Annotated in this window: 14 protein-coding genes; 4 read left to right on the forward strand and 10 right to left on the reverse strand. The window is 43.6% G+C overall.

Annotated features, from left to right (window positions below; translation table 11 throughout):
• The 3 genes from AACZ11_RS09950 to AACZ11_RS09960 all read left to right on the forward strand — a co-directional run.
• On the forward strand, positions 1-1,678 hold a 1,678-nt coding region (locus tag AACZ11_RS09950), incomplete at its 5' end, for a penicillin-binding transpeptidase domain-containing protein (RefSeq protein WP_290625032.1).
• A 161-nt stretch (positions 1,679-1,839) separates the two neighbouring features.
• The gene (locus AACZ11_RS09955) at positions 1,840-2,538 is read left to right on the forward strand and encodes a CoA transferase subunit A (RefSeq protein ID WP_290625033.1); all 699 of its coding nucleotides are present in this window, start codon (positions 1,840-1,842) and stop codon (positions 2,536-2,538) included.
• A 1-nt stretch (position 2,539) separates the two neighbouring features.
• Positions 2,540-3,196 (forward strand): CoA transferase subunit B, encoded by a 657-nt coding sequence (locus AACZ11_RS09960; protein WP_290625034.1) that lies wholly within the window; start codon positions 2,540-2,542, stop codon positions 3,194-3,196.
• Between the two features lie 372 nt (positions 3,197-3,568).
• On the opposite strand, the gene AACZ11_RS09965 is transcribed toward AACZ11_RS09960, so the two are convergent.
• Positions 3,569-5,257 carry an ABC transporter ATP-binding protein gene (locus AACZ11_RS09965; protein WP_290625035.1) on the reverse strand — a complete coding sequence of 563 codons (1,689 nt, stop codon included), beginning with the start codon at positions 5,255-5,257 and terminating at the stop codon, positions 3,569-3,571.
• 287 nt (positions 5,258-5,544) lie between these two features.
• Here AACZ11_RS09965 and AACZ11_RS09970 point away from each other — a divergent pair, with 287 nt between their 5' ends.
• Entirely contained in the window at positions 5,545-9,732 is a 4,188-nt protein-coding gene (locus tag AACZ11_RS09970) for a GEVED domain-containing protein (protein ID WP_290625036.1), read from the forward strand.
• Between the two features lie 94 nt (positions 9,733-9,826).
• On the opposite strand, the gene AACZ11_RS09975 is transcribed toward AACZ11_RS09970, so the two are convergent.
• The 9 genes from AACZ11_RS09975 to AACZ11_RS10015 form a co-directional block, all read right to left on the reverse strand.
• Positions 9,827-10,210: a hypothetical protein gene (locus tag AACZ11_RS09975; RefSeq protein ID WP_290625037.1), complete on the reverse strand. Its 384-nt coding sequence runs from the start codon at positions 10,208-10,210 to the stop codon at positions 9,827-9,829.
• 83 nt (positions 10,211-10,293) lie between these two features.
• Complete coding sequence (locus AACZ11_RS09980) at positions 10,294-11,007, reverse strand: 3'-5' exonuclease (RefSeq protein ID WP_290625038.1); 714 nt, start codon at positions 11,005-11,007, stop codon at positions 10,294-10,296.
• Positions 11,008-11,055: 48 nt separating this feature from the next.
• Positions 11,056-12,192 carry a serine hydrolase gene (locus tag AACZ11_RS09985; RefSeq protein ID WP_290625039.1) on the reverse strand — a complete coding sequence of 379 codons (1,137 nt, stop codon included), beginning with the start codon at positions 12,190-12,192 and terminating at the stop codon, positions 11,056-11,058.
• Positions 12,193-12,196: 4 nt separating this feature from the next.
• The gene (locus tag AACZ11_RS09990; protein ID WP_290625040.1) at positions 12,197-12,670 is read right to left on the reverse strand and encodes a methylated-DNA--[protein]-cysteine S-methyltransferase; all 474 of its coding nucleotides are present in this window, start codon (positions 12,668-12,670) and stop codon (positions 12,197-12,199) included.
• Positions 12,667-13,764, reverse strand: a complete 1,098-nt coding sequence (locus tag AACZ11_RS09995; RefSeq protein WP_290625041.1) for a hemolysin family protein — start codon at positions 13,762-13,764, stop codon at positions 12,667-12,669. The genes AACZ11_RS09990 and AACZ11_RS09995 overlap by 4 nt, the downstream gene beginning before the upstream one ends.
• Before the next feature lie 104 nt (positions 13,765-13,868).
• On the reverse strand, positions 13,869-14,339 hold the full coding sequence (locus tag AACZ11_RS10000; protein ID WP_290625042.1) for a hypothetical protein: 471 nt from the start codon (positions 14,337-14,339) through the stop codon (positions 13,869-13,871).
• A gap of 96 nt (positions 14,340-14,435) precedes the next feature.
• Positions 14,436-14,789 carry a hypothetical protein gene (locus AACZ11_RS10005; protein WP_290625043.1) on the reverse strand — a complete coding sequence of 118 codons (354 nt, stop codon included), beginning with the start codon at positions 14,787-14,789 and terminating at the stop codon, positions 14,436-14,438.
• A 67-nt stretch (positions 14,790-14,856) separates the two neighbouring features.
• Positions 14,857-15,342, reverse strand: a complete 486-nt coding sequence (locus AACZ11_RS10010) for a DinB family protein (protein WP_339832334.1) — start codon at positions 15,340-15,342, stop codon at positions 14,857-14,859.
• A 72-nt stretch (positions 15,343-15,414) separates the two neighbouring features.
• Positions 15,415-15,594 (reverse strand): hypothetical protein, encoded by a 180-nt coding sequence (locus tag AACZ11_RS10015; protein ID WP_290625045.1) that lies wholly within the window; start codon positions 15,592-15,594, stop codon positions 15,415-15,417.
• Between the last annotated feature and the right edge of the window lie 6 nt (positions 15,595-15,600).

Here is a 15,600-nt window from a genome sequence, read left to right on the forward strand (position 1 = left end):
ATCGGCAGTTTTGGTTGGGATGTTCAAGAATTCATCCTTGTATAATCCGCGCAGAAATCCCGAAGGTGTTCGCAATCGTAGGAATGTAGTGTTGGCACAGATGGCCAAATACGATTATATAACCGAACAAGTTAAAGATTCCTTGCAAGCATTACCGCTCAACATCAAATTCACGCCTCAAGGGCATGACGAAGGGATTGCTACCTACTTTAGGGAGTATGCCCGCGCATTTATGGCCGATTGGATCAAAGAAAACCCGAAAAGTGACGGTTCCTACTACGATATATACAGTGATGGCTTAAAGGTATATACCACCATTGACTCTAAGATGCAGGAATATGCCGAAGAAGCCGTGACCATGCATATGGCAAACCTCCAAAAAGAATTTGCGAAGCAGAACGAGAAGAACAAAACGGCTCCTTTTCGAGATATTACGCCCGAAGAGACCGAAACGATCTTGAATACCGCCATGCGTCGAAGCGACCGATGGAAAGTGATGAAAGCGCAAGGCAAATCGGAAGCAGAGATCATTAAGAGCTTTTCAAAGAAGACACCTATGAGCATCTTTTCTTGGAAAGGCGACATCGATACCACCATGACACCAATGGATTCGATACGGTACTATAAATCGATTCTACAGGCTTCCTTAATGTCAATGACACCTCAAACAGGCGAAGTAAAAGCTTGGGTTGGCGGCATCAATTACAAACACTTTAAGTACGACATGGTGAAGAAGGGGAAGCGTCAAATAGGCTCTACCTTCAAACCCTTTGTCTACGCTACGGTAATCGACCAAATGCACATGTCGCCCTGCGACACTTTGCCTAATACCATGTATACGATACCGGCAGGCAAGTACGGCCTGCTGAAACCTTGGACACCCAAGAATGCCGGCGGAGGATACGGGGGCATGGTCTCCTTGCGCAGCGCTTTGGCACAATCCATCAATACGGTTACAGCGCGATTGATCGATAGAGTAGGTCCGCAACCGGTGATTGATCTTGTTAAAAAGATGGACGTAGATACCAAAGACATGCCGGTCGCTCCATCGATCGCTTTGGGAACACCCGATGTATCATTGTATGAGATGGTGGGAGCATACAGCACCTTTGCCAATGAAGGGGTATTTGTGAAGCCTACCTTGATCTCTCGTATTGAAGACAAGAATGGAACCGTCTTGTTCCAAAATGTACCGGAAACACGGGATGTCATTGGAAATGAGACAGCCTATGTCACAGTGAGCCTTATGGAAGGTGTAACACAATCAGGATCGGGAAGCAGGTTGCGAGGCTCCGGTCGCGAAGGTGCAGCTGTATACAAAAATGCCGTGACCGGATATCCCTATAAATTTGAAAATCCTATAGCCGGAAAGACCGGGACCACTCAAAATAACAGCGATGGATGGTTCATGGGGATGGTTCCCAACCTGGTTACAGGGGTATGGGTTGGTGGCGAAGACCGCGCTACACATTTCGGATCTACCGCTTATGGACAAGGAGCAACCATGGCCTTGCCTATTTGGGCGATCTATATGCGTAAATGCTATGAAAATGAAGAGTTGGGCGTATCCAAAGGGCGATTTCCCCGACCGTCAAACCTTTCCATTATTACCGATTGCGGTGCATTCCGTGAAGGAAATTCGGATGTGGAAGGCATACCCGATGAGTTGGATTTCTAGCAATTCTGAATAAAACAGCAACCCGATCTTCCGATCGGGTTTTTTTGTAAATGGGCGTTTTTAATCCGCGTTTTTCTGAAGCAATTTCAGTATTTTTATAAAAAATTAATCAGATCCGACGGTTCTTTACACCGAAGGTTTTTTCAGAAAAAAATACGAATATGATCAATAAAACGGTTGCCAATGTTTCCGAAGCGTGCGAAGGTATTGCAGATGGCATGACCTTCATGCTGGGAGGCTTTGGCCTCAGCGGTATCCCGGAGAATGCGATCGCGGAGCTTGTAAAACGCGGGGTAAAGAATGTTACATGTATTTCCAATAACGCGGGCGTCGATGATTTTGGACTTGGGTTGTTACTTCAGAAACGTCAAATCAAAAAAATGATCTCTTCCTACGTTGGGGAAAATGCCGAATTTGAACGACAGATGTTAAGTGGCGAGTTAGAAGTAGAGCTCATCCCGCAAGGAACTTTGGCGCAGCGTTGTCAAGCGGCACAAAGCGGGATTCCCGGATTCTATACACCTGCCGGCTATGGAACTGAAGTAGCAGAAGGAAAAGAAGCAAGGGAATTCAATGGCAAAATGCATATTCTTGAGCACGCTTTTAAAGCCGATTTTGCTTTCGTGAAGGCATGGAAGGGTGATACGGCCGGTAATCTTATCTTTAAAGGGACGGCTCGCAATTTTAACCCGAATATGTGCGGAGCCGCCACTATTACCGTTGCCGAAGTTGAGGAACTCGTTCCCGCCGGTACATTGGACCCCAATCATATTCACATTCCCGGTATTTTCGTGCAACGCATCTTTCAGGGAGAACGATATGAAAAGCGAATTGAACAACGAACTGTAAGAAAGAAATAAAATGAGTTTATCCAAAGAACAGATCGCACAGCGTATTGCAAAGGAGGTAAAGGATGGTTATTATGTGAACCTCGGGATTGGGATACCTACATTGGTAGCTAACTTTGTGCGTAACGATATTGAAGTTGAGTTTCAGAGTGAGAATGGCATTTTGGGAATGGGACCGTTTCCATTCGAAGGGGAAGAGGACCCCGATCTTATTAATGCTGGGAAACAAACGATTACCGCATTGCCGGGGGCATCTTTTTTTGACTCCGCTATGAGTTTTTCAATGATCCGTGGTCAACATGTAGACTTAACCATTTTAGGGGCTATGGAAGTAGCACAAAACGGCGACATCGCTAATTGGAAGATACCCGGAAAGATGGTGAAGGGAATGGGCGGCGCTATGGATTTGGTGGCTTCTGCAGAGAATATCATCGTAGCGATGATGCATACCAACCGCGCCGGAGACTCTAAATTGTTAAAGGCGTGCAGCCTGCCTCTTACAGGGGTGAACTGCGTGAAAAAGATCGTTACCGATTTGTGTGTTCTTGAAATTGTAGACAATCAATTTAAACTATTGGAGCGAGCCCCCGGTGTAACTGTCGAACAAATAAAAGAAGCTACCGAGGGTGATCTTATCGTGGAAGGGACCATCCCGGAGATCGTCTTCTAACCGAATACAAAGCCCTCTTAACCAATGTGAGAACATTGGTTTTTTTATTTCCTATTTGTAAGAAAAAACTTAACAGTATTCTTAATATGTTAAAATAAAATGCATTTCATCGAATTATAATGCATTTAATCGTTTTTATTTAAAAAAGATATCATATTAGCAGTCCCAAACGTAACTAACATAACCTACTTATGAAACCTATTGTATGTTCTTTAAAAAGTACCATGCGTCTCTTGCGAAATGTATTGTACGTAGCAAAAAAAGTTTTTTTATTGATGTAATTTTTTAGAGAGTACATTACCCCCGAATCTTTCATGATTCAAATAGTGAGTCCCGTTCTTTGTGAGGTTAGAACGGGGCTTTTTTTATTGATTAAATTCCTTTTGGGATGGCATCGATCAATCGCTTGGTATAGGATTGTGTGGGGTTGGCGTAGATCTCGTCGGCATCACCCATTTCCACAATGGCGCCTTCTTTCATCACAATCAGTTGATCTGCCATATACTTCACCACAGCGAGATCATGTGAGATAAAGATATAGGTAAATCCAAAATCATCTTTCAGCTCGTTCAATAGATTGAGCACCTGTGCTTGTACCGATATGTCCAATGCCGATACCGATTCGTCACAAATAACCAGTTTTGGTTCCATGGCAATGGTACGTGCAATGCCTACCCGCTGTCGCTGGCCGCCGGATAGCTCATGCGGATATCTGTAATAATACGATTCATCCAACCCTACCCGCTCTAATAAATTTAGAGCCCTTCTTTTACGATCCCTTTTGTCACGACCAATGCGATGTACTTTCATAGGCTCCAATAATGCTTCTCCAATTACTATTCGAGGATTCAAAGAAGAATAAGGGTCTTGAAAGATAAGCTGAAGCTCTTTGCGCAGCTTCCTGATTTCTGAATGAGACAATGCTTCTAAAGATTTTCCGCGATACAGTATGCTCCCGGCGGTTGCTTTGTCCAGTTGTAGGATTGCTTTTCCTAAGGTAGATTTTCCACAACCCGATTCACCCACTAACCCTAAGGTCTCGCCTTCAAAAACCTTAAAACTTACCCCGTCAACGGCCTTTACAATTCTTTTTTTCTGAAAGAATCCGGCATTGCTATAATAAGCCTTCTCTAAATTGCGTATCTCTAGAAGCGGAGGTTTGGTATAGAGCGCTTTGTGCCGCATGGCGCGCTGCTGCGGTGTTATTTCGGAAGGAAAAAATGTCTTGTTCGCCAATGAAGCAATCGTGGGTAATTTTGCCAAGCGTTTGTCAAGCGTGGGTCGCGATGCTAATAATGCTTTCGTGTAAGGGTTTTTCGGATTTTTAAAAATTTGCTCGACAGCACCTTGTTCTACGACCTCGCCTTGATACATCACTATCACCTTATCTGCGATCTCCGATACCAAACTTAGGTCATGAGAAATAAAAAGCAGACTCATGTGGGTCTCTTTCTGAAGTGCTTTTAACAGCAATAAGATCTCTTTTTGAACGGTTACATCCAAAGCGGTTGTTGGCTCGTCGGCAATTAACAATTTAGGTTTACAGGCAATGGCCATGGCGATCATGACACGTTGCATTTGACCTCCGCTAATTTGATGCGGATAACTGCTGAAAATGTCTCGAGGCCGTGGAAGTTTTACTTTTTCGAACAGGGAAAGGGTCTCTTTTTTCGCTTCCGAAGCATTTAATCTCTCATGATGCCGAAGAATCTCCGAAACCTGAAACCCGCAGGTGAGCGAAGGATTTAATGCACTCATGGGTTCCTGAAAGATCATGGCGATCTCCTTGCCTCTAATGGTGCGCAATACTTTTGCTTCTTGTTTTAACAGGTCTTTTCCGTCGAAAATGATCTCCCCCGTACATTGCCCGGTTTTTTTTGGAAGAAGCCCCATCACAGCCATGGATGTGACCGATTTCCCGGAGCCCGATTCTCCTACAATTCCTACGATCTCATTTTCAGAAACATCAAAAGAAATACCATGAACAACTGTGACTTTAGACTTTTTAGAGCCAAAGGAAACAGAAAGATCCTGTACAGTCAATAATGGATGTTGCCTCATTAGTTCAAAGATAGGATTTTTATACTCACCGTATAAAATTTCAAAGCATCCCAATAAAACCCTAAGGTTTTACAAGCTACATAGCTCATTGTTAATAAATTCTTAATGCCGTTTATCGAAAAGATTTTTAATTTCATAATTAAATTGCTTTTTTCGTACGGATCTATTTATAAATACTCCCTATCCTTAGCAATTAGAAAGCATAGTAGCAAAAACTTTGCTTTTTATTCGGCTTTAAATCCTATAAATAAATCGAACCATGTTTAATTTTAATCAAACCTAACATTATGAGAAAAAAATTTATTTTTCCGAAGCCATTTCTAGTAGCTTCGGCACTCTTAACGTGTGGGATGCTATTTGCACAAACACCTACAGAACGTGAAAAAATTACCAGTAGATACGATGTGCAAGCATTGGATCAATTGGAAAGTTCACTTCGCTCCAAAGCAACCTTACAAAAACAGGAGGCAGCCACAATAGCGCAACAGCGTAATTTAGAACAACGTTTGATCCTTCCGGACGGAGGCATTGCAGAACTTCAATACATTGCTCCGGACGGCAGTCCTATCTATTATCGTACGTTCAATGTGAACGCTGCGATCTCTACAAGAGCCAATTATTTGAATAGCGGGGGCGGTCTTGGACTTTCACTTGACGGTCAAAGCATGATCTGTTATGTATGGGACGGGGGTCACGCACGCGTATCGCACCAAGAATATGACGGTCCGGGTGGTACCAACCGAGTAACCGTAGAAGACGCTGCTTCCGAAGGAGGCACGCAACTTAATTACCATGCGGCGCACGTGACGGGAACGATTACAGCGTCCGGTGTTCAGGCGAATGCCAAAGGGATGGCACCGCATTCACGGGTTCGAGGATACATGTGGAATGATGATAAAGCAGAAGCAACGGCTGCCGCGGCAGCAGGGATGCTTCTATCTAACCACAGCTACGGGTATCGGTCCGATTTGGTTCCCGACTATTATTTTGGAGCCTACATCACAGAATCTCGCGATTGGGATCAGATCATGTACAATGCACCTTATTACCTTATGGTAGTAGCAGGGGGTAATGATGGTAATAACAACGGTTACAACGGGGCACCCCTGGATGGCAATTCGGCATACGATAAACTTACAGGTCATTCTACTTCCAAGAATAACTTGGTTGTGGCAAATGGTCAAGATGCCAATATCGACGGAAGTGGTAATTTGATAAGTGTCACTATTAGCAGCTCGAGCAGTGAAGGTCCTACCGACGATTACCGAATTAAACCGGATATCACAGGAAACGGTACCTCTGTTACTTCAACCTACGATTCGAGCAATACAGCCTACGGAACCATCTCGGGAACATCCATGGCTTCACCCAACGTAGCTGGAACACTGCTGTTATTGCAGCAACATGCAAACAATACCTTCGGAAATTATATGCGTGCAGCAACCTTAAAAGGATTGGCACTACATACTGCAGACGATGCAGGACCTACCGGTCCTGATGCTGTCTACGGATGGGGACTGTTGAATGCAAAGCGGGCTGCCGAAGCCATCACTGCCGAAGGTGTCAATTCAAAGATCGAAGAATTGACACTTACAGCCGGACAAACCTATACCATCACTGTGGATTCTGACGGAGTAAATGATTTAATGGCCTCTATTTCATGGACAGACCCAGCAGGAACGGCCACAACACAAACCAACTCGAACACACCTCGTTTGGTAAATGATTTGGATATACGTGTTTCTAAAGGAGGTACGACCTACTTCCCCTACCGTTTAACAGGTGTAACTACAAATGGACTAGGAGATAACAATGTGGATCCTTTTGAAAGAATTTCGGTAGGAAATGCTTCAGGAACGTATACCATTACGATCACCCACAAAGGGTCTCTTAGTGGCGGGAGCCAGAATTACAGTTTAATTGTTACCGGAATCATAGATAGTGGTGCTGTTTGTACTGCAACCACTCCAAGCAATGTGAATGTGAGCGGGATAGGATCGAACTCAGCTATAATTAGTTATGATGCCGTATCGGCTGCAACCTACGATGTGCGCTATCGCGTTGCAGGAACCAGCACATGGACAACAGTTGCTTCAGCAGGAACTTCTACTACTCTTAACGGATTGACAGCAGAGACCTCTTACGAAGCCCAAGTACGAAGCAAATGTAACGATGGAACGACTTCTCCGTATTCGGCTTCCGTGAACTTTACAACCACGCAGGTACAGCTAAATTACTGTGCCTCACAAGGGAACAATGTCAATGACGAGTACATTAGCCGTGTACAGCTGGGAACAATCAATAATACCAGTGGGTCGGGGAATGGATATTCAGATTTCACCAATATTAGTACCAACCTTACGAAATCGGACAATGTCACGATCACTGTGACCCCCACCTGGACCGGTACAGTGTATGCTGAAGGCTACGCCGTTTGGATAGACTACAATCAGGATGGTGATTTCGGAGACGCCGGAGAACAAGTATGGAGCCTTGCAGCAACCACAAGTACACCGGTAAGCGGAAGCTTTACGATTCCTGCTTCTGCAACAGACGGAAATACAAGGATGCGAGTTTCTATGAAATACAACGGCATTCCTACGTCATGTGAAACTTTTACCTATGGTGAAGTTGAGGACTATACAGTGAATATTATGGGATCGACACCTGATACACAAGCGCCTACCAATCCTACAGGACTTTCAGCTTCCGGTGTGACCGAAACTACGGTGAACCTGTCTTGGAATGCATCTACTGATAATGTGGGAGTGACGGGCTATGACGTATTCCAAGGATCAACCAACTTAGGTACAGTTACCGGAACCTCGACACAAATAACGGGTCTTACAGCTGCTACCGCCTACACCTTCCGCGTGAGAGCACGTGATGCGGCCGGAAATGTTTCTGGCTATAGCAATACTGTGAATGTGACTACAAACACACCACCGGATACTCAGGCACCTTCGGCTCCAACAAGTTTATCGGCTTCCAACATTACAGATACAACAGTAGATCTTTCTTGGAATGCATCTACAGATAATGTAGGAGTGACAGGATACGACGTATATCAAGGAGCAACGAATATTGGCTCTGTTACAGGAACAACCGCTCAGGTTACCGGCCTATTGGCGGGAACTGCCTATTCTTTTAGTGTGCGGGCCAAGGACGCAGCAGGAAATATTTCCACAGCAAGTAATACGGTTAGTATTACTACCACTGGTGGAAGTACAGGAGGGTGTACGGGTGGAATTGCCAGCTTCCCTTATACTGAAAGTTTTGAAAGCGGACTGGGGGGATGGACGCAATCAACTGCCGATGATATCAACTGGACACGCGATTCAGGAGGAACACCTTCAAGTAATACAGGACCGTCAAGCGGTGCTGCCGGCTCTTGGTATATGTATGTAGAAGCTTCTTCTCCAAACTACCCAAGCAAACGCGCGATCCTTAACTCTCCGTGTTTTGATCTAAGCGGTGAAACTGCTGCGAGCTTCAATTTTAGCTATCACATGTATGGCGCAAATGATATGGGAAGTATCACGCTGGAGGCAAGTGACGATAATGGAGCTTCTTGGACAGGTATTTGGAGTCAAACCGGGAACAAAGGCAATGCATGGTTGAATGCAAATATCGACCTGGCTGCTTATACCGGAGGAAGTGTTCAATTGCGATTCAATCGATTGACAGGTTCAACTTGGCAGGCAGACATTGCGATAGATAATATATCGCTAACGGCAGGCTTGGTTCCGCCAACAGGATATTGTGCTTCGAACGGAAATAATACTTCCGACGAATACATCCAAAGGGTACAATTGGGAAGTATCAATAATGCCACGGGAGCTTCAACGGGAGGTTACGGAGACTTCACATCCTTATCGACTAACTTAAATTCGACCAATACTATTACGATCACTCCGGCTTGGACCGGGACGATCTATGCTGAAGGTTATGCTGTATGGATCGACTACAATCGTGATGGTGATTTTGGCGATGCAAATGAATTGGTCTATTCTCGTGCAGCTACAACAGCTACGCCAATTTCAGGATCCTTTACCGTTCCCGCAGGGGCTTCGGTAGGACCAACGAGAATGCGAGTGTCCATGAAATACAACGCAATTCCTACAGCTTGTGAATCCTTCACTTATGGAGAAGTAGAAGATTATACAGTTGTTATTGGTGCCGGGAATAATTCGAATGACGATGGTGGAGAATCTCCTATAGCGGCTGTAGATAGCACTCCGGATGCTGAAGGGGTATTTTCCATATATCCAAATCCGGTAACAAGAGAATTGTTAAATGTTGAAGTGTTGCAAGTAACTGCCACCGATTACGTGATCTACAATCTGGTAGGACAAGTGATCCTAAAAGGTGCTTTCATCAATACGATCGATGTATCGGCACTACAAACAGGAGCTTATATTATTGAAGTGAATGCAGGTGATCAAAAATTCATCGAGCGTTTCATTAAAGAATGATAAATCATTTTGATAACAGAAAACCCCTTGATGTACATCAAGGGGTTTTTTATTTTAAGAAGAAAAATTTCCTATATCCTGTTCGTTATAGTAATTAAAGAGGGTCACCAACCTTAATATCACAACGATGTCCCGGTTGTCCATGCGGCGGATTCACCTTTGCGGTTGTTCCATTGGAGGAACCCGAAGTATCTAACAAGGGCGATTGGCTTTTGGTTGTGGTATTGACATTTGTTGCATTTAAAGGTGCACCCACAGGAAGGTCACAGCGGTGCCCCGGTTGCCCGTGTGCAGGATTCAAGGCAACATCGCCATCGGCAGCAGGAGTCGCGGCTTCTGTTTTAATAGGCGCTTCGGAAGATGTTTCCGTAGCGGGACTTTCTTTTTTTGAATCTTCTTTACAGGCAAAGAACACAGGGAAAGCACAAAGGCTCAATACCAGCGCTGCTCTTTTAGCCGAAAAATGTATCTCTTTCATAACTTCGTTTTAAAAATGAGCCCTAAAACTACAAAAAAAAGGAGGAACTAGTCTATTTTATTCAATTTGAGATGAAAAATGAATCAAACAGAGCGTATCTCATCTTCCCTCAGCAATGACTCATTGCGAAGTCTTAAAAAGATTTGAGCGACAGTGACAGTGTCTTTTTCACAGTATTCAATAATTCTATCGATATCTCCGTCATTGTAATACACATCACGTACCTGACTTCCGTCGATATCATCCTTAGGTGAAGGGATACCTAATACATACGCCATCAACTTTAACGATGTAAAGGTTTTATAGTCACCAAACTTCCACAGTTCCATGGTATCTAAATGTGGAACTTCCCATGGTTTTTTTCCGAAGAGATCCAACTTGAACGGTAACGGTATGCCATGAATGATCATACGTCTGGCGATGTAAGGGAAATCGAATTCCTTCCCGTTGTGCGCACACAACACGTGCTGGGGTTTATTGAAATGGGTCTCCAAAAGTACTTTGAATTCCTTTAAGATGGACGTTTCCTCACCGTGTAAACTGGTTACCCTAAACTGTCGCGTATCCCCTTTTAGGACAAAATATCCTGCAGAAATACAAATAATTTTACCAAATTCTGCCCAGATCCCGGCTCGGTCGTAGAACGCTTCCGGCGTGAAGTCATCCTTGCGTTGGTATTGCGTTTTTAACTCCCAAAGAGATTTTGCCGTAGCATCGAGTTCATCGTATTGAGCGTGCTGTGGAACGGTCTCTATATCCAAAAAAAGAACATGTTCCAAATGGAGACGTGTGATCATGTTGCGAAAAATAAGAGGGAAGTTGGAGTTTTAAAAATACAAAAAAATCTAATGGTGTTCGATCATTTCATAGACTTCCTCCAAATAGGTGTAGAAATCTTCACTAAAAGGCAGCTCGTTTTTCTCCCCTCTTTCATGTCCCAAACGAACAATAATAAGCTCATCTTCGGGAATTGTGATTACATATTGCCCCAAGATACCACGCATAACAAAGATTTTTTTATCTAAATGGTCACTCAACCAGAAACCATAGCCATACTCCGGATTCGCTTTAAATCTTGGAGTGATTGACTGTGCAACAAAGGAGGAGTCTAACAGTTGTGCGCCGTTCCATCGACCATGATCACTATATAATTTTCCAAATCGCGCAAAATCCCTAGCATTTCCCGCAATACAACAATACGCTTTTACCAATTGATGTGTTGCATCGTCCACCTGCCATAAGGCCGATTGCTCAAACCCCATTGGGATCCAAAAACTTTCTGAAAGATATGCTGCCAGCCGCTTTCCGGTGGCTTTTTCTATCACCATGCCAAGCAGCTGTGTATTTCCACTTAAATATTTGAAACCTTGTCCAGGGGTGTCCACCACTTTTAAAGAGCGTATGGTTTCCGCCAAGTCATCATCGTAATAAGAACGAGCTGTAACGCTAAACGGACTTGTGTACGATTCGTCCCAATCGAGTCCTGAGGCCATGGAGGAGAGGTCGCCAACCGTCATGTTGCTGCCTTTAAATGCTTCAAAAAACGCAGAGACCGGCTGCTCCAGTCCGGTGATATAACCGTCCTTAATAGCCTTACCCAACAAGGCCGAAGTGATGCTTTTCGCCATGGAAAACGAATTGGTTTGGGACCTTGGGCCATAACCCTCAGCATAGTTTTCATACCAAAGGCTATCGTTCTTGATGATCAAAAAAGCCACAGTTCCTAACTCCTTGTTGAGTTCCATGAGTCTTCGGGTAGGTGCCATAGTGTTGTACTCATTATGAATTGGCCACGGTTGGGCCGCAGTCCCCGTCTGGATCGTGTCGTTCTCAAAATACACATGATCATCGATAAAAGCGGTAGTGTGTCCCGTTAGGTAAACTACACGTACGCCTTTAAGGATATAGTTGTAATCGGTTATGTACAATAAAATCACAATGCTTATCAATATACCGACGAACCAAAGAAGGAATCTTTTCATCTGTTTAGAATAACGAAGTCTGCTTTACGGGGTTTTCATGCGCCAGCAACCACTTTTTACGTTCCAAACCGCCGGCATACCCGGTTAACGAACCGTCACTTCCAATAACGCGATGACAAGGAATTAGAATAGCGATAGGATTTTTTCCGTTGGCAGCTGCAGCAGCACGAATGACTTTCGGATCGCCAAGCCGGTTGGCCATACTTTGATAGGAAACTGTTTTTCCGAAGGGAATTTGGGTAAGTAGTTTCCATACTCTCTTCTGAAATTCGGTCCCTTCAGCTGCAAGTGCGATGGTAAAATGAGAGCGGTCTCCGGCGAAGTACTCCGTAAGTTGTTTTGCTGCCTCTTCCAATTCGGAAGGAATTTCCGAAGCCATACCTTCCGAAGCGGAAACAAAAGATACCTTGGCAAGTCCCGAAGCAGTTCCTTCCAATTGTATGAGTCCTATCGGACTTTCGAGCCAACCCGTTTTCATTCTTCGTTCTCTTCCAGGTTAGGGTCTTGTAATTGAATTCCCATACGCTCGGCACGACGCTCCCAGTTCTTTCTTGCCTGCGCCTGCATATCTTCTATGGCGTCGCTTTCGTCCATGATCTCCAGTCCAAGCAAGGTTTCAATAATATCCTCCATGGTCACGATACCGGTAGTATTGCCAAATTCATCAACCACCATGGCAATGTGAGCCCGCTCTTTTATAAAGGTGTCGAATAAGTTAGGAATAGGAGTATCGTCCTGTACAATGTTCATTTCACGTTTAATATCACTAAGAGTCTTGCTGCCGTGTTCTTCTACGATCTCTTCGAGCAGATCATCCCGCAGGATAAAGCCCGTGATGTTATAACTCTTTTCTTTGTAAACGGGAATTCGCGAGAAACGCAGGTTCTTGTGCGCATTATGAAATTCACTTAAGGTCATGGACTCGTCCTCGCTTGTAACCACCGGAAACGGGGTCATCACATTTTTGGCTGTAACCGATTTGAAAATGAGCAGGTTCTTGATCACTGCGCTTTCATTCTCTTCAAAAACGCCCTCCTGTTCGGCAGCATCGGTGATGGCGATAAATTCCTCACGGCTCATGGTACTCACATGTGCCGATTTACCGATCAATTTTGTAGTAAGCATCAATAGCCAAAGGATTCCCGTATATTTTAGCGGGAAAATGATAACATTTAGAAAGATGGCCGTAAAAGGACCCAGTCGTTTCCAATACGTTGCACCAATGGTCTTGGGAATAATTTCCGAGACAATTAAGATAAGCAGCGTCATAATGGCAGAAACAATCCCAACGATATTGACTCCCCAAACATCAATCTTGTAGGGAAGCTTTTCAGCTTGAACCCCTACCAATATGGCCCCTACTGTATGCGCCACAGTGTTAAGGGTAAGTATGGCAATAAGCGGTTTGTCGATGTCTTTTTTGAAATTCCCCAAAACGGTTGCATAGCGTTTCCCTTCTTGTGTCTTCACCCTAATAAATGTGGGTGTGAAGCTTAATAATGCTGCTTCAAGAATAGAACACAAAAAAGAAAAGAAAATAGAAAGTACAGCGTATACGATAAGTAGCGTCATTGCTAGAATATAAGTTTCGACTAAATTAAAGATTTAAACGCTTTTTTACTACAATGGAATGTTAATTACAAAAAAAGAGCGGTAAATACCGCCCTTTTTATTGTTTATGATGCTTTTAGCAGGGGTTTTATCATCTTTTCCCATTTCGTTGCCCGCTGCAAACATACTAAAGAATCGGTTGCGGGACTTTCTTCATCTTCTTCAAGATAGAAAGGAATGTCTTTTTTAGTGGTTGCTGAAAGCAATTCCAGTCCCACCCAATCTAAGGTGTGCTTAGATAGTTTTACGGTCTTTAAGCGGCATTCTCTCAGTTCTTGCAGGTCGATCACCTGAAACTCTTTTTCGATGTCTTTGCGGTGTGATAGAATCAATTTTTTTCCTTCGGGGTCCAGACCCAGCAATGTATCTCCGTTGATTTCGAAGGTTGATAACGTGATTCCGTTGGCTTTGCAAAGCTGTTGCAGTTTTCTTTTTGCCTTTTTTTCCCCGCGGGTGGTGTACACAACCAAAAATGCTAAGGGTACGATAATAATTGATAGTAAGATGATGTCAATAATGACAGAACTTGTTTCCATGTTGCATAATTTTTTAGTGAAATAATGAATGTTAAGGGTGTGACAAAGTCACAGTAGCTATTCTTACGTAGGAATAACACTTTAAACAGTCAGTGCTCACCAAAAAAAATGGAAAGGAAAAATTTGAAGCGATAGCAATCGGCGCAGGTCCTGTGCACGAGAAAAATAGCCTACCGGAGTGTCCTTTCGGGTAGTTTTTTCTGAAAAATTTACAGTAGAAGTAAACCATACAAGTGAAAGGATTTGCTCTTCGGAATTGATTTGAGATCCTTCTGAAACCCCTTGATGCTCTATGGTAAGCGATTTGGCCGGGACGTCCTTGAATGTATCTGCTTCAGAAACAAGTTGACCTTCCGAAGCCTTTTCGGGCACCGAATAGCTCCATGCTGTTGTACTTGCCAAGAAGGCAAACAGCAGCATCACGATACTACAAATGTGTCTCAGTTTCACGCGGTAAATGTATGCGAAAAACCAATTCGTACTGTAAAAGTTTTGCTAAATATTTCTTCAGAAAAGATCACCAGCCTACGTAAGGCGGCGGGGCTATATTGTTGAGGTTCAGGTAGACGATAAGCTGTCCGCGATGGTGGCTAACATGATCTTGAAGCAGATTAAGGATCTGCAATTTGCTTTTGGGTCCGCTGAAGAAATCCACGACCGCTTCAAAATCGGCTTCGGAAGTGTTTTGAATGAGGGTAGCCGTATTCTCGAAGGCTTCAGTAAGCAGGGTGATCGTAGCCGCTTTGGTTTCAGGTAAAGGTATGTTCGAGCGATCGAAGGTTTCTTGGGTGAAGTAGGTCAAGCTCAGCCAATCCATATTGCTCTTCATGTGCACCAATTGCTCTTTAAAGGTCATTTGCCGTTCGGTGGGTCGAAAATCATAGAGTTCTTCGGGCATGGCTTCGGCTATAGTCAACAAGTAGCTTTTTGAGTTTTCCCATTTTTCAAGAAATGCAGTTTTTACAGTAATTTGCTGGCCAAAGAGGACGACTCCATAGCTCATGAAAAGGAAAAGTAACGTGTGCTTCATTGAATAGAAACATCAGATGAATTAATAAAAAGTTATAAAGTTAGATTAAGAGCGTAAAGTCTTTTGAACAGTCTTTAAAAGCTTTTCTGAAATAATATCAGAAATTATTTCTGGATCAGTTTCAGCATCAATCAACATTGATTCTCTTTCATTTTTATCTGTTAACTTTTTTATAAAGGAAAGAGAAAGATTACTTTGCTCTATTCTATTTCTTTTTGTAAACATTTTTTA

The sequence above is a fragment of the uncultured Altibacter sp. genome, from assembly GCF_963972995.1.
GTDB lineage: Bacteria > Bacteroidota > Bacteroidia > Flavobacteriales > Flavobacteriaceae > Altibacter.

Excerpts from the sequence above, each read along its gene's own strand:
- AACZ11_RS09955 (WP_290625033.1), top strand. The coding sequence starts at position 1,840 with ATGATCAATAAAACGGTTGCCAATGTTTCCGAAGCGTGCGAAGGTATT.
- AACZ11_RS09960 (WP_290625034.1), top strand. The coding sequence starts at position 2,540 with ATGAGTTTATCCAAAGAACAGATCGCACAGCGTATTGCAAAGGAGGTA.
- AACZ11_RS09965 (WP_290625035.1), bottom strand. The coding sequence starts at position 5,257 with ATGAGGCAACATCCATTATTGACTGTACAGGATCTTTCTGTTTCCTTT.
- AACZ11_RS09970 (WP_290625036.1), top strand. The coding sequence starts at position 5,545 with ATGAGAAAAAAATTTATTTTTCCGAAGCCATTTCTAGTAGCTTCGGCA.
- AACZ11_RS09975 (WP_290625037.1), bottom strand. The coding sequence starts at position 10,210 with ATGAAAGAGATACATTTTTCGGCTAAAAGAGCAGCGCTGGTATTGAGC.
- AACZ11_RS09980 (WP_290625038.1), bottom strand. The coding sequence starts at position 11,007 with ATGATCACACGTCTCCATTTGGAACATGTTCTTTTTTTGGATATAGAG.
- AACZ11_RS09985 (WP_290625039.1), bottom strand. The coding sequence starts at position 12,192 with ATGAAAAGATTCCTTCTTTGGTTCGTCGGTATATTGATAAGCATTGTG.
- AACZ11_RS09990 (WP_290625040.1), bottom strand. The coding sequence starts at position 12,670 with ATGAAAACGGGTTGGCTCGAAAGTCCGATAGGACTCATACAATTGGAA.
- AACZ11_RS09995 (WP_290625041.1), bottom strand. The coding sequence starts at position 13,764 with ATGACGCTACTTATCGTATACGCTGTACTTTCTATTTTCTTTTCTTTT.
- AACZ11_RS10000 (WP_290625042.1), bottom strand. The coding sequence starts at position 14,339 with ATGGAAACAAGTTCTGTCATTATTGACATCATCTTACTATCAATTATT.
- AACZ11_RS10010 (WP_339832334.1), bottom strand. The coding sequence starts at position 15,342 with ATGAGCTATGGAGTCGTCCTCTTTGGCCAGCAAATTACTGTAAAAACT.
- AACZ11_RS10015 (WP_290625045.1), bottom strand. The coding sequence starts at position 15,594 with ATGTTTACAAAAAGAAATAGAATAGAGCAAAGTAATCTTTCTCTTTCC.